Source organism: Marinobacterium rhizophilum DSM 18822, from assembly GCF_000378045.1.
Lineage (GTDB): Bacteria > Pseudomonadota > Gammaproteobacteria > Pseudomonadales > Balneatricaceae > Marinobacterium_A > Marinobacterium_A rhizophilum.
Window position 1 is genome coordinate 82,501 of the sequence record NZ_KB899107.1, and the last position, 18,914, is coordinate 101,414.

An 18,914-nucleotide genomic window follows, 5' to 3' on the forward strand; every position below is an offset into this window, starting at 1 on the left:
ACCCTGAATAACGCTTCAATAACCACCTGATTCATGTTCTGGCCGGGGCTTCATCGGAATGCCGGCATCGAAACCGACATTGAGCAGTTCCACCAGCATGTAGGCGGTCAGGCCCCAGATAACATAACCCTTGTACTCATAGGCCGGCACATAGTGCGTCATGCCTCGAAAACGGACGATATCGGTGCGCTGGCGCCGGTCCTCCATGAAAAAACCCAGCGGAACCCGAAACAGGCTTTCCAGCTCCGCCGGGCTCGGCGTAAGCACCACATCGTGCGGCACGATGCCGACCCAGGGCGTCACCTGCAACTGGTGCTTGGACATGACCTGCCCCAGCGGACCCAGCACATCAACCAGACCAGGCTCCAGGCCAATTTCCTCCTGCGCCTCACGCAGTGCCGTATACAGCAGATCCGGGTCGGTTTCATCCTGCTTGCCTCCGGGAAAGGCAACCTCACCACGATGGGTAGACAGATGGGACGCACGGCGTGTCAAAATCACTTCCGGCTCAGCGCCATCCGTCAGGGCGATCAGCACACTGGCATTGGGGCGTTCAGATAACAGACGACGCGGCCTGTAATCGGCCAGGCGTCGGCGAAGCAACTCAAGCATGATGTCATTCTTCAACCAGTAGTCCCGATATAATACCGCGCTGCGGGCACAAAAATGAACGCAATAACGACACCATGCCCGCCAACCTTGTCGCCAGCAAAGGCCTGCCATTAGAATGGAAGGCAGTCAGAAGAGGATATCCCTTGAACTATTGCAGCCATTGCGGGCACAGCGTCAGCCAGACCATTCCCCCGGGAGACAACCGCCCGCGTCATGTATGTGATCGCTGCGGCACCATTCACTACCAGAACCCCCGCATCATTGCCGGCTGCCTGCCGGTGATGGGGGATCGCGTGCTTCTGTGCAAGCGAGCCATTGCACCGCGCATTGGCTACTGGACACTGCCCGCCGGCTTCATGGAAAACGGCGAGTCTACCGAGCAGGCCGCCGCGCGCGAAACCCTGGAAGAAGCCCGCGCCGTCGTCGAGATCGGCACACTCTACACCGTGACATCCATTATTCACGTGAACCAGGTTCAGATGCTGTATCTGGCTGAAATGAAAACGCCGGAATATGGCCCGGGGGAGGAGTCACTGGAGGTGGAACTGTTCACCGAAGAACAGATTCCCTGGGACGAACTGGCGTTTCAGACCATCCACAATGCGCTACGGCTCTATTTCGAAGACCGGCGCAACAACCGCTTCCCGTTGCGCCACATCGACCTGGATACGCCCAGGGGCAAGTACATGGCCTGCTAAACCACCTGCCGCTTTTCGGGTCAGCGTGGTCCGTACAGGTTCTCAAACTGGGTTTTGATCTGGGCCAGATTGTCACGCACATAGGCCAGAAAAGCCTCTGCCACCGGCGTCAGGTGCTTGTTGCGCGGATACACCGTGCACCATGATCGACGCAACGGAAAGCCCGTCACCTGGGCCTGCTGCAGCAGCCCATTATCCAGCTCCAGCTGAACACTGAGGCGCGGCATGACAGCCACGCCCAAACCCGCCAGCACCCCGTGCTTGATAGCGGCATTGGAACCCAGCTCCATATAGCCGTTGAGCGGCAGGCGATGTTCGGAACAAAAGGTCTCCAGCGCACGGCGCGTTCCCGAACCCTGCTCACGCAGTAGTAATGGCTGCGCCAGAAAGTTTGCCAGCGTGACGCTACGCTTCTTCCCCAGCGCATGCCCCGCCGGCACGATGGCGATCAGCTCGTTATCCAGAAAAGGCATAAAAGTGAGCGAACGGTCTTCGGGCACCATGCCCATGATCACCAGGTCATCGTGATTTTCCGCCAGACGCTCGATGGCCTGGGCACGGTTGACCACCTTCATCTTGACCTCGACCTTGGGGTACTTTTTCAGGAATCCCGACAGCAGATGCGGCACAACGTACTGCGTCGTACTGACCGCCGCCAGACTGAGCGTGCCGGACACCGTGCCTTCCAGTTCCGACAGCTGCATCTGCAACTGCTCCAGTTCGCCAAAAATCTGTCGCACGCTGTTCGCCAGCTGATCGCCCGCGGCGGTGGCATAGAGTTTTTTGCCCACATAATCGAACAGCGGCTGACCCAGCGCCTGCTCTAGCTGGCGAATCTGGGCACTGATAGCCGGTTGTGTGAGTCCAAGCTCGGCCGCCGCGCGACTATATCCCTTCAGACGATAGACCGCCGAAAACACCTGTAGCTGACGAAACGAAAGCCGGTTCAGCAGCTGTGGCAGCGAGTAAGCCATACTTATATCTCAACAGTTAGCACAGGGGCGAGCACCCGGACGAGCGATATTCACTCCACGTATAAGACAAAATTTATAGAAAAACAAAAAAATATCAATTTTTAATTAACATTGCAGCTGTACTACCTTAAAACGGTCACAGGCGCACCACTTTCATTTACGCATGTGCGCATCTGCTGACGGAGGATCCCGATGTTCAAAAAGCTGTTGATCGCCAACCGTGGCGAGATTGCCGTCCGCATTGTCAGAGCCTGTGCTGAAATGGGAATACGTTCGGTCGCCATCTATACCGAGCCGGACCGTTATGCGCTGCACGTCAAGCGTGCGGATGAAGCCCACTTTGCTGGTGAAGACCCCCTCACGGGCTACCTGGATCCTCGTCGCATTGTCAGCCTCGCGGCTGAAACCGGCTGCGATGCCATCCATCCAGGTTATGGATTCCTGTCAGAAAACGCCGACTTCGCCCGCATCTGTGCCGAACGCGGCATCGCCTTTATCGGCCCCAGCGCCGATGTGATATCCCGCATGGGGGACAAGACCGCGGCCCGCGCCAGCATGATCGACGCTGGCATACCCGTCACACCGGGCTCCGAAGGTAATCTCGACGACCTTAAACAGGCCCTTGGCGTGGCCGAAAAGATCGGCTACCCGGTGATGCTCAAGGCGACGTCCGGTGGCGGTGGCCGCGGCATTCGGCGCTGCGATACGCCAGAGGAATTACGCGCACAGTACCCCCGTGTGATTTCCGAAGCCACCAAGGCATTCGGTTCTGCCGATGTATTCCTGGAAAAGTGCATCGTTGACCCCAAGCACATCGAAGTACAGATCCTGGCCGACAGCCACGGCGAAGCCATCCACCTGTTCGAGCGCGACTGCTCCATTCAGCGCCGCAATCAGAAACTCATCGAGATTGCCCCCAGCCCACAGCTGACACCGGAACAACGCGCCTACGTAGGCGAACTGGCGGTACGCGCTGCCCGCGCCGTGAACTATGAGAATGCCGGTACCGTCGAATTTCTGCTGTCGGGCAACGAAGTGTATTTCATGGAAATGAACACACGGGTACAGGTCGAACATACGATCACCGAGCAGATCACCGGGGTCGATATCGTGCGCGAGCAGATTCGCATCGCCGCCGGACTGCCATTGCAATATCGCCAGGAAGACATCCAGCATCGCGGTTTTGCGCTGCAGTTTCGCATCAATGCCGAAGATCCAAAAAACAACTTCCTGCCCAGCTTTGGCAAGATCACGCGCTATTACGCCCCTGGCGGACCCGGCGTGCGTACCGATACTGCCATCTATACCGGCTATACCATACCGCCCTATTTCGACTCAATGTGCCTGAAACTGGTGGTCTGGGCGCTTAACTGGGAGGACGCCCTGGACAGAGGCGCCCGCGCTTTGGCTGACATGCGCCTGCAGGGCGTTCGCACCACCGCGCCTTACTATCAGGAAATTCTCAAGAGCCCCGATTTTCGCAGCGGCGTGTTTAATACCAGCTTTGTGCCCAATCACCCGGAACTGCTGCACTATTCGCAAAAACGCCACCCCAGTGAGATCGCCCTGGCCATCGCTGCTGCCATTGCCGCCCATGCAGGACTCTAAGGCACAGGGGACAGAAGCGCGGTTTTAAACGGGACTTGAATACAGCATTGGCACTGCAGGCAATACCTGCCAGCCAGCGCCCAGAGGAAAGAAAATGAGCAAAGTTAATGTAACCGACGTTATCCTGCGTGACGCCCATCAATCGCTGATTGCGACCCGCATGCGTACCGAAGACATGCTGCCCATCTGCGACAAGCTGGACAAGGTTGGCTACTGGTCACTGGAAGTCTGGGGCGGCGCCACCTTTGATGCCTGCGTGCGTTTTTTGAAAGAAGATCCGTGGCAGCGCCTGCGAGACCTCAAGGCCGCGTTGCCCAACACCCGCCTGCAGATGCTGCTGCGCGGCCAGAACCTGCTGGGCTACCGCCACTATGCTGACGATGTGGTCGAGGCCTTTGTCGAACGCGCCGCAGCCAATGGTATCGATGTGTTTCGCGTGTTCGATGCCCTGAATGACCTGCGCAACCTGGAAACCGCCATCAAGGCGGTAAAAAAAGCCGGCAAACACGCCCAGGGGACGATCTGCTATACCACCAGCCCGGTCCACACCACCAAGCTATTCGTCAAGCAGGCCCGTGCGCTGAAGAAAATGGGCGCAGACTCCATTGCCCTCAAGGATATGGCCGGCCTGCTCACACCCTATGCCACCTACGACCTGGTGAAGTCGATCCGCAAGGCGGTCAAGCTGCCGATATTCATCCACTCCCACAATACCGCCGGTATTGCGGCGCAGTGCCAGCTCAAGGCCATCGAAGCCGGGGCGGAGCATATCGATACGGCCATCTCCGCCTTCGCCGGAGGCACCAGCCACCCGGCTACCGAATCTCAGGTTGCAGCACTTCGCGATTCCCCCTGGGACACCGGACTGGATCTCGAACTGCTCCGCGAGATCGGCGACTACTTCCGTGAAGTACGCAAAAAGTACCACCAGTTCGAAAGCGAGTTCACCCGCGAGGATGTAGGCGTACAGATCAACCAGGTGCCGGGCGGCATGATGTCAAACCTCGCCAACCAGCTGAAGGAACAGAACGCCCTGGGACGGATACGCGATGTTTTCGCCGAAATCCCCCGCGTACGCGAAGATCTGGGGTTCCCGCCGCTGGTCACGCCGACGTCCCAGATTGTTGGCACCCAGGCGGTGCTCAACGTACTGTCCGGTAAACGCTACAACACCATCACCAACGAAGTTAAGCGCTACCTGGCCGGCGGCTACGGCCAGCCGCCGGCAGAAGTCGACAAGCAACTGCAGAAACAGGCCATCGGCAACGGCGAGATCAATGAAGGTCGTCCGGCCGACCTGCTGCGGCCGGAAATGGCGCGCCTGCAAAAGGAGATCGGCGACCTGGCCCAAAGCCCTGAAGATGTGCTGACCTTCGCCATGTTCCAGGATATTGGCCGCCAGTTTCTCAGCGAGCGCCGCGACGGCACCCTGCAGCCAGAAGCCCTGCAACCCGAAGCTGCTGCAAGCGCAGCCAGGGTGCGCAGCGTGGATGAAGGCGTTCCGACAGAATTCAAGATCGACCTGCATGGCGAGACTTACGAGATCGCCGTTACCGGAGTAGGCACGCTGGATGCCGGCAAACGCCATATCTTCATGACGCTGGACGGCATGCCCGAAGAAGTGGTGTTCGAACCGCTGAACCTTTATGTCGCCAGCGCCAGCAGCGAGCGGGTCAAGGCCAGCGCCCCCGGCCATGTCACCACGGCCATGCCAGGCAACATCGTCGATGTGCTGGTCGCGGTTGGCGATACCGTCACAGCGGGCCAGGCAGTACTGGTAACCGAAGCCATGAAAATGGAAACCGAAATACAGGCGCCTATTGCCGGCAGTATCAAGGCCGTGCACGTCGCCAAGGGCGACCGGGTTACACCGGGTGAGGTGCTGATCGAGATCGAGTAGACCTTGGCGGCACTACCGGCGGGCGAGCCCTCTTGCCTTTAGCCTGCAACAGCCCGGGCCGCTTGACGCGGCTCGGGCCATTGACTCAACACCACCCCCCCTATAATCAGAGCCGCAGCGGCGAGCTGCTGCAGGCTCAGGGTTTCGTGCAGCAGTACGTAGGCCAGGATAACGGTAAACACCGGTATCAGATTGATATAGGCCGACGCCTGACTCGCCGGAATCCAGGACACGCCAAGATTAAAGAGCCCATAGGCAAAGATATTCACTACCAGCCCCAGATAAAGGATCGCCAGCACCGCCTGTGGAACCCAGACCGTGGGCAGCTCGACACCGGGCACCGCCAGGGCCGGTACAAAGAACAGCGTGCCACAGAAAGACTGCAGTGCCGTCAGCAACCAGGGCGAATAGCGCGTCGACAGCCGTTTCAGACACAGGGTATAGAGCATTGCGCACAGCATGGCGCAAAATTCGAGGAAGTTACCCAGCAGTGGATTAGGCGCCACACTCGACACCTGAGCTGAAAAGCTGAGCCACAAGGCCCCGCCCACCGCAAGCCCGAAACCCAGCCAACCCTGTAGCCTCAGGCGCTCTCGCAGAAAGAACCAGGCACCCACGGCGACCAGCAGGGGCAACAGCGCCGTGATCATGCCGGCCTGTGCGGCACTGGTGTATTGCAGCGCACTGGCCTCGAACAGAAAATACAGACAGGGTTCGGCCAGCATCAGCAGACCGATGAGCCTCCAGTCCCCGGCCCTGTAATGCACCGGCCCGAACCTGCGCAGCACCCAGATAAAACAGCAGGACGCCACCAGCATGCGCCCGGCCAGCACCACCATGGGATCGTAGTGACGAAACGCCAGCTTGAGGGCGATAAAGGCACTGGCCCACAGCAGCATGGCCAGTGTGAGACAGAGAGCCGGAGCGGCACGGGAAGACCGGGAAGACATGGCAGCAACATCCTGCAGTGCGCCCCACAACGGGGCGACGATAGAGCGGGGCAGAATACCGCGACGGGCCACGAATTAAAGTTAATAATGCTGCGGCTAGATAAATGTTACTAATGTCGCATACCTGCAGCTATACGGGTATATCCCTACGGCATGCTAAGATGCGCGGCTTCATTATTCTTTCTGAGCCCTGCCCCGATGAGCCTGCTGGTTACCACCTGGATCAAGTTCCTGTTCCTGTTTGCACCCTTTTTTGTCGTTTCAATGTTCCTGTCACTGACCCGCAACGACAGCCGCATCGAACGCCGCTCCATCGCCAACCGCGCCGTCTTGGCCGCGTTCTGCATCTGCCTGGTGCTGTTCTTCTTTGGCAGTCCCATGTTTGATGCGCTTGGGATTACGCTGGACTCGTTCCGGGTCGGTGCCGGCGTGCTGCTGTTCCTGTCCGGCGTCAGCCTGGTGCGCGACGGCGTCAGGGCCAACGCCGAAGTGCCCAGCGAGCAGCGCGATGAAATTGCCGTGGTGCCGCTGGCCATACCCACCATCGTCGGCCCCGCCACCATCGGTGCGATCCTGGTGTACGGTGCCGAACTCCAGGGCCTGGAACTCATGTACGGCATCGGCGGCATGATGCTGGCGCTGGGCTGCTTGCTGGGCTTTCTGCACATGGCCACGGCCATGGAGCGCCTGCTTGGGCGTACCGGACTCAACATACTCAGCAAGGTCACCGGCCTTATCCTGGCCGCCATGGCGTCCCAGATTGTTCTCACCGGCATTCATGGTTTCCTGCAGGCAAACGGCATCTGAACGCCCCGGCAACGCGGTCACTCTCGGTCTAGTATTAAAACGTTTTGGAGAACGAACAGGCAATCACGACAACAGGAGCGTCATGACGATGGTCAGATTGATGATGGTACTGGCAATTATTGCAGTCGGCTTCGTCAGCATGAAGAGCTGCGATACCGCAGTGTCCCTCAAGACCGAACAAACACTGCAGTACCAGCAAAAGATCGATCAAAAACTCAGGGAAAGCGATGACATGATCCGCGAGCGCCTGCAGGAGAGCGACGAGATCTATCGTCAGAAAATGGAACAGACCGAGTACTAAGCATCAGCCACCCGGCGCGCTGCCCGGGCACAGCGGGCAGCTGCAGTTCGGTCAGACAAGTGCGTGCTGTCTAAATGTCCTCCAGTCGCCAGACATCATAGGCGACCTCTTCATAGGGGTGCGCCAGCTTAAGCACCGCAACAGCGGTGCGGAGCAGCGCATCCTCGCACACCATTTCGACCTTCCATTCCTGCAGCATTTCCACTGTGCCCATCACACCTATGTGCGGATCACTGCCTGCGAGCGGTCGAAACTGCCCCGTGCCCCGGGTTTGCCAACAGCAGCTGTCGTAGTTACCGATACGGCCGACGCCGGCATCGAACAGCGCCTGCTTGACGCTTTCCAGCTGCTCATCCGGCACATAAAAACATAGCTTGTACATGACGATCTCCCCGCGCCTCCCGGCCTTAGACACACTGGACGAACGGCGGCACCTCCGCCCAGGAATATGCAAAAGGGAGCCAAAAGGCTCCCTCAACAATCCAGTTCAGAACCCGCGCTAGCGCAGGTCCAGCACGTCCTGCATGTCGTACAGGCCAGGCTCCTGCTGGCCCAGCCACAGGGACGCGCGCACAGCACCCTTGGCAAAGGTCATGCGGCTACTGGCCTTGTGGGTAATCTCGATGCGCTCCCCCTCGGTGGCAAACAGCACCGTATGATCGCCCACCACATCACCGGCACGAATGGTTTCGAAACCGATTTCCTTGCGCGTACGCGCACCGGTCTGACCTTCACGGCCGTACACGGCGCACTCTTTCAGATCCCGGCCCAGTGCATCGGCTACCACCTCACCAAGGCGCAACGCGGTGCCGGAGGGCGCATCCACCTTGTGGCGATGGTGCGTCTCGATCACTTCGATGTCGTAATCATCCCCAAGCGTCCTGGCGACCAGGTCCAGCACCTTGAAGCAGACGTTGACGCCAACACTCATGTTGGGCGCAAACATAATGGCGATCTGGTTGGCGCGCACTTCCAGCTCGGCCTTCTGCTGGTCATTCAGACCCGTGGTACCAATGACGATCTTCTTGCCATGCTGAGCACAGATGGCGACATTGTCCATGGTCGTGGACGGTGTGGTGAAATCGATCAGTACGTCGAAATCGTCCAGCGCATCATTGATATCGCCGACGAGCTTGACGCCAAGATGCCCGACACCCGCGAGCTCGCCCGCGTCCGCGCCCAGCAATGAGCTGCCCGGCTCAACAATGGCTGCGCTCAGCATCACGCCCTCAGCCTGCTGCAGCGCCTCAATATTGGTCTTGCCCATACGACCGGCTGCACCGGTTACCGCTACTCGAATCATGTTTACAGAATCCATCGTCGAAAAAAGGAGGCAAGCCGCAGCAGCGTTGCGCGGCTCACCATGGGCCGCTTAGCCGTCGTCCTTGGGGAAGGACTGGTTCATGTCCAGCGCCGGCTTGTCGCAGCCGGGATGACCCACCACCCGGGCTGGCACGCCCACGACCGTGGTATGGGGCGGCACATTCTCGAGCACCACACTGCCACCGCCCACCTTGGCGCCGGCACCCACTTCGATGTTGCCGAAAATCTTGGCACCGGCCGCAATCAGTACACCCTCGCGAATCTTGGGATGACGGTCGCCGCTTTCCTTGCCGGTACCGCCAAGGGTCACGTTCTGCAGGATGGACACATCATTCTCAACCACGCTGGTTTCACCAATCACGATGCCGGTGGCGTGGTCGAACATGACACCGTGCCCAATGCGGGCCGCGGGATGAATATCCACCTGCATCACGGAACTGACGCGGCTTTGGAAATACAGCGCCAGGGCACGACGCCCCTGTTTCCACAGGTAATGGGACACGCGATGGGTTTGCAGCGCGTGGAATCCCTTCAGGTACAAGAGCACGGTACACAGGCTGTCGACCGCAGGGTCTCGGGTTTTCACAGCCATCAGATCAAGGCAGGCGCAGTGAATAATGGCCGGATCCTGGGCGTAGGCCTCTTCTATCATCTCGCGCAGCGAGACCGCCGACATCACCTCATCAGCGAGCCTTGAGGCCAGCAGAAATGACAGTGCCGAGGAAAGATCCCTGTGACTGATAATCGCGGCATGGTAGAAACTTGCCAGAAAGGGCTCACGCTCCACTTCCACCCGTGCTTCCTGCTGAAGACGGGCCCAGAGCGCGGCGGGTTCTGTGGCGACAGAGTTCATAGCTCCCCCTTGAATGCAAACACGGGCGCCGGTCAGGCGCCCGGTTTGATCAGGTCATGTCTTCGAAGAACTGCTTCACAGAATCGAAGAACGAATGTTTTTTCGGGCTGTGCTTTTGCTTGCCGCCTTCGGTTTCCTGCTGAAATTCCTTCAGCAACTCCTTTTGACGACTGGTCAGGCTTACCGGTGTTTCCAGCACCACCCGAACCAGCAGATCACCCACCGGACCACCACGCACCGGGGTTACACCCTTGCCACGCAGGCGGAACAGCTTGCCGGTCTGCGTTTCCGCCGGCACCCGCAGCTTGACCCGACCGTTCAGGGTCGGCACTTCGAGCTCTCCGCCCAATGCTGCATCCACGAAGCTGATCGGTATCTCGCAGTATAGATCGCGCCCGTCGCGCTCGAAGATCGGATGCTGGCGCACGTTGACCTGCACGTACAGATCCCCGGCCGGCCCGCCATGGCTGCCGGCTTCGCCCTCACCCGAGAGACGGATGCGGTCGCCAGTATCCACCCCAGGCGGGATCTTGACCGACAGGGTTTTAACCTGCTCAACCCGGCCCTGGCCACGGCAGCTGCTGCACGGCTCGGAAATCACCTTGCCTTCGCCGCGACAGGTCGGACAGGTCTGCTGCACAGAGAAAAAGCCCTGCTGCATGCGCACCTGGCCATTACCGCCACAGGTACCGCACACCTTGGCACTGGTACCTGGCTTGGCGCCGGAGCCATGACAGGGCTCGCAGCCGACCAGCGTGGGCACACGAATGGATTTTTCCACGCCGCGCACGGCATCTTCGAGGCTCAGATCCAGGTTGTAGCGCAGATCCGCGCCGCGCTGTACGGAGCTGCGGCGACGGCCACCGCCGCCTCCGCCAAAAATGTCGCCAAAGACATCGCCGAAAATATCGGAGAAACCGCCGTCAAAACCACCGTGCCCGCCGGCACCCTGCTCGACACCGGCATGGCCATACTGGTCGTAGGCGGCTTTTTTCTGCGCATCGGACAGCACTTCGTAGGCCTCGTTGACCTCCTTGAACTTGTCTTCGGATTCAGCGTCGCCGGGGTTGCGGTCCGGGTGATACTTCATCGCCATGCGCCGATAGGCTTTCTTGATATCGCGGTCAGCCGTGTCTCGCGACACGCCCAACACTTCGTAATAATCTCGTTTGGACATAAGCGGGTCTGTCATGTTGCAGCGGTTGGCTCCACCGGGAGCCGGACACGACAACGCGGGCTATTGCCCGCGCTGCCACATTTCAGAGTATCTCAAAGCAATTCAACGACTTACTTCTTGTCGTCTTTGACCTCTTCAAACTCTGCATCGACAGCATCATCGCCGGGCTTGCCGGTCGACGCTTCACCTGCCTGCTCGCCTTCCGCCTGTGCAGCGGCATCGGCATACATCTTCTGGGCCACACCGGAGATGGCTTCGGTCAGGGCAGCGACCTTGGCATCGATCTCTTCCTTGCTGTCAGCCTTGAGGGCTTCTTCCAGCTCGGAAATGGCTTTCTCGACCTGCTCTTTCTCTTCTGCTGTCGCCTTGTCGCCGGCTTCAGTCAGCGTCTTGCGAGCCGAGTGAACCATGGCGTCGCCCTGGTTACGGGCCTGCGCCAGCTCTTCAAACTTGCGGTCTTCATCAGCGTGGGACTCTGCGTCCGCAACCATCTGATCGATTTCGTCATCCGACAGACCGGAAGACGCCTTGATCACGATGGACTGCTGCTTGCCGGTTGCCTTGTCCTTGGCGGACACGTTGAGGATACCGTTGGCATCGAGGTCGAAGGTGACTTCGATCTGCGGTACGCCACGCGGCGCCATCGGGATATCGGCCAGATCGAAACGGCCCAGCGACTTGTTGTGGCTCGCCTGCTTGCGCTCACCCTGAACCACGTGAATGGTCACGGCGCTCTGGTTGTCGTCCGCGGTGGAGAACACCTGCGACTTCTTGGTCGGGATGGTGGTGTTCTTCTCGATCAGCGGTGTAGCCACGCCACCCATGGTTTCGATACCCAGGGTCAGCGGGGTTACGTCCAGCAGCAGTACGTCTTTTACGTCACCGGACAGTACGGCACCCTGAATGGCAGCGCCAATGGCAACGGCTTCATCGGGGTTCACATCCTTGCGCGGTTCCTTGCCGAAGAACTCGGCAACGGATTTCTGCACCATCGGCATGCGGGTCTGACCGCCCACCAGGATGATTTCGTCAATGTCAGAGGCTTTCAGGTCAGCATCTTTCAGTGCGATGCGGCACGGATCCATCGTACGCTTGACCAGCTCTTCGACCAGGGACTCCAGCTTGGAGCGGGTCACCTTGACGTTAAGGTGCTTCGGACCTGTGGCATCAGCCGTGATGTACGGCAGGTTGACGTCGGTCTGCTGTGAAGATGACAGTTCAACCTTGGCTTTTTCGGCCGCTTCTTTCAGGCGCTGCAGCGCCAGCGGGTCGTTGTGCAGATCGATGCCGGACTCTTTCTTGAATTCGTCCGCCAGGTAGTTGATCAGCTTAAGGTCGAAATCTTCACCACCGAGGAAGGTATCACCGTTGGTCGCCAGTACTTCGAACTGGTGCTCACCGTCAACATCGGCGATTTCAATGATGGAAACGTCGAAGGTACCACCACCCAGGTCGTATACGGCGATGGTGCGATCGCCCTTGCCCTTGTCCAGACCGTAGGCCAGTGCAGCGGCGGTCGGCTCGTTGATGATGCGCTTGACGTCCAGACCGGCGATACGGCCCGCATCCTTGGTCGCCTGACGCTGAGCATCGTTGAAGTAGGCCGGCACGGTGATAACAGCTTCAGTGACCGGCTCGCCCAGGTAATCCTCGGCGGTCTTCTTCATTTTTTTCAGAACTTCGGCCGACACCTGGGGTGCCGCCATTTTCTTGCCCTTTACCGCAACCCAGGCGTCACCGTTGTCAGCTTCGACAATGGAGTACGGCACCATCTTGATGTCTTTCTGTACGACTTCGTCCTTGAAGCGGCGGCCGATAAGGCGCTTGATGGCAAACAGGGTATTGGCCGGATTGGTCACTGCCTGGCGCTTGGCCGGCTGTCCTACCAGGATCTCGCCATCTTCGCTGTAGGCGATGATGGACGGCGTGGTGCGGTCGCCTTCGGCGTTTTCCAGTACCCGAGTCTTGTCGCCATCCAGGATTGCCACACAGGAGTTGGTGGTTCCCAGGTCGATACCAATGATTTTACCCATGCGTCTGTGCTCCAGTTCTGCAGTGCCTGTATCACCAGGCACGAAATCCGATTAACTTGCTTGCAATTCTATATAGGGCCGAATGTCGCCGTTTCAAGCGTCAGGGCCACAAAGTCTTTGCTTAACTTTTCGATACCATGACCATCGCCGGGCGCAACAGGCGTCCGTTGAGGGTGTAGCCTTTCTGTACTACGGCAACCACGGTGTTGGGCGCCGTGTCCGGCGCATCCACCAGCGACATGGCCTGATGCAGAGCCGGATCGAAGGCCGCGCCCTGCGGGTCGACAGCTTCAACCTTGAACTTGTTCAGTCCCGACACCAGCATGCCCAGCGTCAGCTCGACACCCTCGCGAATGGCCTTGGTTGCTGCGTCATCACTGTCGCAGGCCGCAACGGCCCGTTCCAGGCTGTCCACCACTGGCAGCATTTCGTTGGCGAACTTCTCAACGCCAAACTTGTGCGCCTTTTCAACATCCTGCTCGGCACGACGACGAACATTCATGAAGTCGGCCTGAGTGCGCAGCAACTGATCACGCAGCTCATCCATTTCAGCGGTGACAGTCTCGAGTTCCTGAGCCAGTGTCTGGGCATCGGGCAGGTCTGCAGCGCTGGCTGCTTCTGCTTGTGCGTCGATCACCTGTTCATCTGCCGGCGTTTCCAGGATTTCCTCCGCCGGATTTTTCTCTTGCTCTGCCATTCCTGCTACCCACCTCAATGCAAAGATGCTTGAAAACATTACTGCTGCTGTATATGGGGTTATTCACCGGTGATTCAACCGTTGCCACACAAAAAAATTGCAACCTGATGCGGTCGTGATTGCAACGGCAATGGAAATGGCCTATACAGTAAAAACACTGTATGAAAACACAGGTAATACACCGCCATGCTCAGTCAGCTGACGATCCGCAACTTTGCCATTGTCGAAAGCCTGGACCTTGAACTTGCCGCCGGCATGACCGTTGTCAGCGGCGAAACCGGGGCCGGCAAGTCCATCATGCTTGATGCCCTGGCCCTGGCCCTGGGCGATCGCGCCGAAACCGGCGTCGTGCGCGCCGGCGCCGAGCGCGCCGAGATCGTCGCCAGCTTCAATATCAGCGGCCTGCCGGATGCCACCGCCTGGCTGCAGGAGCAGGACCTCGATCAGGACGGCGACTGCATCCTGCGGCGGGTCATCACGCGCGAAGGACGCTCGCGCTCCTACATCAATGGCCAGCCCTGTCCGGTCACGGCCGTTCGCACTCTGGCGGACCACCTGGTGGATATTCACGGCCAGCACGAGCACCAGCGCCTGCTCAAACGCGATTATCACCGCACGCTGCTGGATGAACACGCAGGCCAAAGCAGGCAGGCCGAGCAGGTACGCGATTCCTACCAGCGCTGGCGCCGGCTGGATCAGGAACTGACCAGCCTGACCGAACAGAGCGCAGAGCAGGCGGCCCGCATCCAGCTGCTGAGCTACCAGACCGAGGAACTCGACCAGCTTGCGCTGCAGGAAAGCGAACTCGACGCCCTGGAAGAAGAACAGAAAACGCTGACCAACGCCGACGACATCCTGCACACAGGCCACCAGCTGCTGGAACTGACCGCCGACGCCGAACAGGCAAACTGCCTGAGCCTGCTGGCACACTGCGAACAGCTGCTGCACTCACTGGACATCCAGTCGCCCGCACTGCAACAGGCCGCGGAAATGCTCGGATCCGCGCAGATACAAATCGATGAAGCCAGCCAGGAAATACGCCATTACCTGGATCGCATCGAGATCAACCCGCAACGCCAGCAGGAAGTCGAAGAGCGCCTGAGCAGCATTTACGACATTGCCCGCAAACACCGCATCAAGCCCAACGACCTGGTCGGCTTCCACGCCAGCCTGAAACAGGAACTAAACTCGCTGAGCCGTTCCGATGAAGAGCTCGACCTGCTGGCCAAGGCGGTCGCCGCCGCACGCGAATCGTACAGCAAGGCGGCAGCTCGACTCAGCCGCGCCCGGCAAAAGGCAGCACGCCAGCTTGGCAAGGCCGTGGACGCCCAGCTGCACGCCCTGGGCATGAATGCAGCCCGGTTTGAAGTCAGCCTGAGCCCGCTCCCCGAAGACCGCCAGGGCCCTCACGGCCTGGAAGAAGTCGAATTTCTGATCAGCGCCAACCGCGGCCAGCCCGCCCGCCCGCTTGCCAAAGTGGCATCAGGCGGCGAGCTGTCACGTATCAGCCTGGCCATTCAGGTTATTACGGCCCAGACCTCCGCCACCCCCACATTAATATTCGATGAAGTTGATGTCGGCATTGGTGGCGCCATTGCCGAGGTGGTCGGCCGCATGCTGCGCCAGCTCGGCGAACGCGCCCAGATACTCTGCGTGACCCACCAGCCGCAGGTCGCCTCCCAGGGGCATCAGCACCTGTTCGTCAGCAAGATTGCCGGCGATGTGCATACCCACACGCGCATTCGCAACCTGGACGAAGGTGACCGCGTACAGGAAATAGCCCGCATGCTGGGTGGCATCGACATTACCGAACGTTCCGTCGCCCATGCCCGGGAAATGCTCGGGTTCGGTTAGGCTTTTTACTCCAGACACAAGAAAGCCGGCGTGAGCCGGCTTTCGTCGCATCTACGCCCCACAAAAGGCGTTAGCGTTTTTCGCAACCATCCTTGCACAGGCCGTACAGGTACAGGGTGCGATCTGTCAGGCGAAAGCCCAACGAGTCGGCGATCGCATTCTGGCGCGCCACCAGCTCAGGATCGGAAAACTCCCGCACCCGGCCACAACGCACACAGACCACATGATCGTGCTGCTGCTCACTCGCCAGTTCGAACACCGAATGCCCGCCTTCGAAGTGATGACGCGACACAAGACCGGCTGTTTCGAACTGGGTCAGCACCCGGTAAACGGTAGCCAAACCAACGTCTTCACCCTGATCAATCAACAACTTGTAGATATCTTCAGCGCTAAAGTGATCCCCTTCACCTGCACGCTCGAGAATCTGGTAGATCTTGACCCTGGGCAGGGTGACTTTCAGTCCCGCCTTGCGCAGTTCCTGATTTTCAAGCGCCATAATCTTTCTCTATGCTGTTCGCGATATGGAATGTTAGACTCCATTATCTTTGTTTATGCACCATAGTGGAAGTTTAATGCAGATACGGAAGTTTCTTATCGGCATCACCGCCAGCATTCTAATCACCGGCTGTTCCGAATTCCCAGGCGTACACAAGATTGATATCCCCCAGGGTAACGTTGTTACTCAGGAGATGGTCGATCAGCTCAAGCCCGGCATGACCCGCAACCAGGTGCGCTTTGTAATGGGCACACCGCTGATCACGGACACCTTCAGTCCGGATCGCTGGGACTACATCTATAGCATGCAAAAGGGCGGCGAAGCCCGCACGCAGGAAGGTGTATCACTGTACTTCAGCGGCGATCAGCTGATCCGCATCAGCGGCGACTACCGCCCCAGCAGCGCGCAGTAATCGCTTAGCACCTGCATTCCCACGGCAGTGACGCCCGTCCCTGCCGGTATGTCTACCACCATCCGATACCCTAGCCGCAGGACTATTCCTGGCCGGCGTCTTTCTGCGCCTTCATTTTTGCGGCCCGCTTGGCACGGGCTTCCTTGGGATCGGCAATCAGCGGCCGGTAAATCTCTACCCGGTCGCCATCACGCATCACATACTCCTGGGGATTGCGAATCGCCTTGCCGAAAACGCCCATGGGTGCGTGATCGGGATCTATCTGTGGGAACAGCGCCACGATGCCGGACTTGATCACCGCATCATGGGCCGTGCAGTCATCCTCCACCTGCAGCGATATGATTTTCTGTTCCTTGGGAAGCGCAAAGGCAACCTCGACTGTAATCATCTGTGTTATGTCCTTTAATTAGCCGTAGACCTTGTCGGCCCGGTTCACAAAAGCCTCCACCAGGGTCGTCGCCACCTGGCTAAACACCTTGGACATGGCCATGCCGGTAAGCTTTCCGCCAAAATCAAAGCTCAGATCAAGATGCACCTTGCACGCCTCATCACTGAGCCGCGTGAAGGTCCAGACACCACTGAGCGATGCAAAGGGTCCTTCCACCAGCTCAATGGTCATTTTCGTGGGGCGCTCGAGCCGGTTGCGGGTGGTAAAGCTGTATTTGAGACCCGCCTTAGCCAGGTGCAGCGTGGCCACCAGCTCATCCTCCGACGACCTGATCAGCTCAGTGGAGGCACACCAGGGCAGAAACTGCGGGTAGGCCCCGACATCATTGATAAGATCAAACATTTGCTCGGCGGTATGCAACACCAGGGCACTGCGCTCGACACGGGTCATCGGATAAGCGTCCTTCAGGCCAGTTTCTGATACAGATTAAGCGCGAATATAATCGCCACCGCAACCGGCGCCACAAAACGCAGCACGCCGTACCACAGCTGGAAATGCAGTTTATGCTTCATAGCAAGCTCGTCCATGACGGCAGAGCGCTGCATGAACCAGCCAACATAGATCGAAAGAAATAGTCCGCCCAGCGGCAGCATGATGTTGGCCGTCACGAAATCGAGGAAATCAAAGGTTGTCATGCCCAACAGCGTGAAATCGGCCATCACATTGAACGATGCCAGGCTTGCGATACCCATCGCCCAGCCGGCAGCCCCCAGGATCAGACAGGCGGGCAGGCGCTCCAGCTTGAGCCGCTCCACCATCCAGGCCGTCGCCGGCTCCATCAGTGAAATCGCCGAGGTCCAGGCGGCAACCCCCACCAGCAGGAAGAACAGGAAGCCAAACAGCTGCCCGCCGGGCATCTGACCAAAGGCAACCGGCAGGGTAATGAACATCAGCCCGGGGCCTGCGCCGGGATCCAGCTCATTGGCGAACACGATCGGGAAAATCGCCATACCCGCCGCCAGGGCAACAACCGTATCCAGCAAGGCAATCGTCATCACCGTGCCGCCGATCGAGGCCTGCTTGGGCATATAGGAGCCGTACGCCAGAATGGCACCCATTCCCAGGGACAGGGTAAAGAACGAATGCCCCAGGGCCACCAGCACGCTGTCCCAGGTCAGTTCTTCGGGCGCAAAATGAAACAGGAATTCAAGGCCTTGGGTGAAATGACCGGTCGTCAGGGCGTAGCCCAGCAGCAGCGTCAGCAGGGCGAAGAGCGCAGGCATCATGATGCGGGTGGCGCGTTCGATCCCCTTGTTGACGCCTCCGACAACCACCAGCATCACCAGCACCACGAACACCGAATGCCAGACGAGCATCAGCTTGGGGTCCGCCAGCAACTGGTCGAACTGGGCCGCCGCCTGATCCCGCCCTATGTCTATGTAGTCGCCGCGAACCATGCCGGAGATGTAGTTCAGCACCCAGCCGGCCACGACCGAATAGAAGCTGAAAATAAGGAAACCCGACAGCGCCGCCATCCAGCCGATCGCCTGCCAACCGGTCGACAGACCGGATTCACTGGCCGTGTATTTCATTGAATTAACCGGGTTGCAGCGGCCACGGCGACCGACCAGCGCCTCCCCCATCATGATGGGCACGCCAACCAGCAGAATGCACACCAGGTAGACCAGCACGAAGGCTCCGCCACCGTTTTCCCCGGTGATATAGGGAAACTTCCAGATATTGCCCAGACCGACAGCCGAGCCGGTCGCCGCCAGGATAAAGATCCAGCGGCTGGCCCAGGTACCTTGTGACGAGTGCCGTTCCTGCATAT

At 59.1% G+C, this 18,914-nt stretch carries 20 protein-coding genes; 7 read left to right on the forward strand and 13 right to left on the reverse strand.

What is annotated here, in order from left to right; all coding sequences use genetic code 11:
* Positions 1 to 15: 15 nt before the first annotated feature.
* The gene (locus F451_RS0118550) at positions 16 to 612 is read right to left on the reverse strand and encodes a CoA pyrophosphatase (protein ID WP_020682911.1); all 597 of its coding nucleotides are present in this window, start codon (positions 610 to 612) and stop codon (positions 16 to 18) included.
* Positions 613 to 755: 143 nt separating this feature from the next.
* Here F451_RS0118550 and F451_RS0118555 point away from each other — a divergent pair, with 143 nt between their 5' ends.
* Positions 756 to 1,310 carry an NUDIX hydrolase gene (locus tag F451_RS0118555; RefSeq protein WP_020682912.1) on the forward strand — a complete coding sequence of 185 codons (555 nt, stop codon included), beginning with the start codon at positions 756 to 758 and terminating at the stop codon, positions 1,308 to 1,310.
* 20 nt (positions 1,311 to 1,330) lie between these two features.
* Here the strand turns inward: F451_RS0118555 and F451_RS0118560 are convergent, their stop codons facing one another.
* Positions 1,331 to 2,284, reverse strand: a complete 954-nt coding sequence (locus F451_RS0118560) for a LysR family transcriptional regulator (protein WP_020682913.1) — start codon at positions 2,282 to 2,284, stop codon at positions 1,331 to 1,333.
* A 192-nt stretch (positions 2,285 to 2,476) separates the two neighbouring features.
* On the opposite strand from F451_RS0118560, the gene F451_RS0118565 reads away from it, so the two are divergent.
* Together F451_RS0118565 and oadA are read left to right on the forward strand one after the other, a co-directional pair.
* Entirely contained in the window at positions 2,477 to 3,892 is a 1,416-nt protein-coding gene (locus F451_RS0118565; RefSeq protein ID WP_020682914.1) for an acetyl-CoA carboxylase biotin carboxylase subunit, read from the forward strand.
* Between the two features lie 94 nt (positions 3,893 to 3,986).
* Positions 3,987 to 5,792 carry a sodium-extruding oxaloacetate decarboxylase subunit alpha gene (gene oadA / locus F451_RS0118570; RefSeq protein WP_020682915.1) on the forward strand — a complete coding sequence of 602 codons (1,806 nt, stop codon included), beginning with the start codon at positions 3,987 to 3,989 and terminating at the stop codon, positions 5,790 to 5,792.
* A 38-nt stretch (positions 5,793 to 5,830) separates the two neighbouring features.
* Here oadA and F451_RS0118575 read toward each other — a convergent pair whose 3' ends face one another.
* Positions 5,831 to 6,742, reverse strand: a complete 912-nt coding sequence (locus F451_RS0118575; RefSeq protein ID WP_026291881.1) for a DMT family transporter — start codon at positions 6,740 to 6,742, stop codon at positions 5,831 to 5,833.
* A gap of 198 nt (positions 6,743 to 6,940) precedes the next feature.
* On the opposite strand from F451_RS0118575, the gene F451_RS0118580 reads away from it, so the two are divergent.
* A complete protein-coding gene (locus F451_RS0118580) occupies positions 6,941 to 7,549 on the forward strand; it encodes a MarC family protein (RefSeq protein WP_020682917.1) in 609 nt (202 codons plus the stop codon).
* An 82-nt stretch (positions 7,550 to 7,631) separates the two neighbouring features.
* Positions 7,632 to 7,850 (forward strand): hypothetical protein, encoded by a 219-nt coding sequence (locus tag F451_RS0118585; protein WP_020682918.1) that lies wholly within the window; start codon positions 7,632 to 7,634, stop codon positions 7,848 to 7,850.
* 70 nt (positions 7,851 to 7,920) lie between these two features.
* On the opposite strand, the gene F451_RS0118590 is transcribed toward F451_RS0118585, so the two are convergent.
* From F451_RS0118590 to grpE, 6 genes are all read right to left on the reverse strand, one after another.
* A complete protein-coding gene (locus F451_RS0118590) occupies positions 7,921 to 8,232 on the reverse strand; it encodes a YqfO family protein (RefSeq protein ID WP_020682919.1) in 312 nt (103 codons plus the stop codon).
* A gap of 117 nt (positions 8,233 to 8,349) precedes the next feature.
* Positions 8,350 to 9,153, reverse strand: coding sequence for a 4-hydroxy-tetrahydrodipicolinate reductase (gene dapB, locus F451_RS0118595; protein WP_020682920.1), 804 nt, complete (start codon positions 9,151 to 9,153; stop codon positions 8,350 to 8,352).
* 69 nt (positions 9,154 to 9,222) lie between these two features.
* Positions 9,223 to 10,026, reverse strand: coding sequence for a serine O-acetyltransferase (gene cysE, locus F451_RS0118600; protein ID WP_020682921.1), 804 nt, complete (start codon positions 10,024 to 10,026; stop codon positions 9,223 to 9,225).
* Positions 10,027 to 10,075: 49 nt separating this feature from the next.
* On the reverse strand, positions 10,076 to 11,203 hold the full coding sequence (gene dnaJ, locus F451_RS0118605; RefSeq protein WP_020682922.1) for a molecular chaperone DnaJ: 1,128 nt from the start codon (positions 11,201 to 11,203) through the stop codon (positions 10,076 to 10,078).
* A 110-nt stretch (positions 11,204 to 11,313) separates the two neighbouring features.
* Positions 11,314 to 13,236: a molecular chaperone DnaK gene (gene dnaK / locus F451_RS0118610; RefSeq protein WP_020682923.1), complete on the reverse strand. Its 1,923-nt coding sequence runs from the start codon at positions 13,234 to 13,236 to the stop codon at positions 11,314 to 11,316.
* Between the two features lie 121 nt (positions 13,237 to 13,357).
* Positions 13,358 to 13,933 carry a nucleotide exchange factor GrpE gene (gene grpE, locus F451_RS0118615; protein WP_020682924.1) on the reverse strand — a complete coding sequence of 192 codons (576 nt, stop codon included), beginning with the start codon at positions 13,931 to 13,933 and terminating at the stop codon, positions 13,358 to 13,360.
* Between the two features lie 186 nt (positions 13,934 to 14,119).
* Between grpE and recN the strand changes: the two genes are divergently transcribed.
* Positions 14,120 to 15,787 (forward strand): DNA repair protein RecN, encoded by a 1,668-nt coding sequence (gene recN, locus F451_RS0118620; RefSeq protein ID WP_020682925.1) that lies wholly within the window; start codon positions 14,120 to 14,122, stop codon positions 15,785 to 15,787.
* 70 nt (positions 15,788 to 15,857) lie between these two features.
* On the opposite strand, the gene fur is transcribed toward recN, so the two are convergent.
* Positions 15,858 to 16,283, reverse strand: coding sequence for a ferric iron uptake transcriptional regulator (gene fur, locus F451_RS0118625; protein WP_020682926.1), 426 nt, complete (start codon positions 16,281 to 16,283; stop codon positions 15,858 to 15,860).
* 76 nt (positions 16,284 to 16,359) lie between these two features.
* Here fur and F451_RS0118630 point away from each other — a divergent pair, with 76 nt between their 5' ends.
* Positions 16,360 to 16,695, forward strand: coding sequence for an outer membrane protein assembly factor BamE domain-containing protein (locus tag F451_RS0118630; RefSeq protein WP_020682927.1), 336 nt, complete (start codon positions 16,360 to 16,362; stop codon positions 16,693 to 16,695).
* Positions 16,696 to 16,777: 82 nt separating this feature from the next.
* Here the strand turns inward: F451_RS0118630 and F451_RS0118635 are convergent, their stop codons facing one another.
* The 3 genes from F451_RS0118635 to F451_RS0118645 are packed head-to-tail and all read right to left on the reverse strand — an operon-like array spanning position 16,778 to position 18,912.
* Positions 16,778 to 17,083 carry an RnfH family protein gene (locus tag F451_RS0118635; RefSeq protein WP_020682928.1) on the reverse strand — a complete coding sequence of 102 codons (306 nt, stop codon included), beginning with the start codon at positions 17,081 to 17,083 and terminating at the stop codon, positions 16,778 to 16,780.
* Between the two features lie 18 nt (positions 17,084 to 17,101).
* On the reverse strand, positions 17,102 to 17,533 hold the full coding sequence (locus F451_RS0118640) for a type II toxin-antitoxin system RatA family toxin (protein ID WP_020682929.1): 432 nt from the start codon (positions 17,531 to 17,533) through the stop codon (positions 17,102 to 17,104).
* 14 nt (positions 17,534 to 17,547) lie between these two features.
* Positions 17,548 to 18,912 carry a sodium-dependent transporter gene (locus F451_RS0118645; RefSeq protein ID WP_020682930.1) on the reverse strand — a complete coding sequence of 455 codons (1,365 nt, stop codon included), beginning with the start codon at positions 18,910 to 18,912 and terminating at the stop codon, positions 17,548 to 17,550.
* Positions 18,913 to 18,914: the final 2 nt, after the last annotated feature.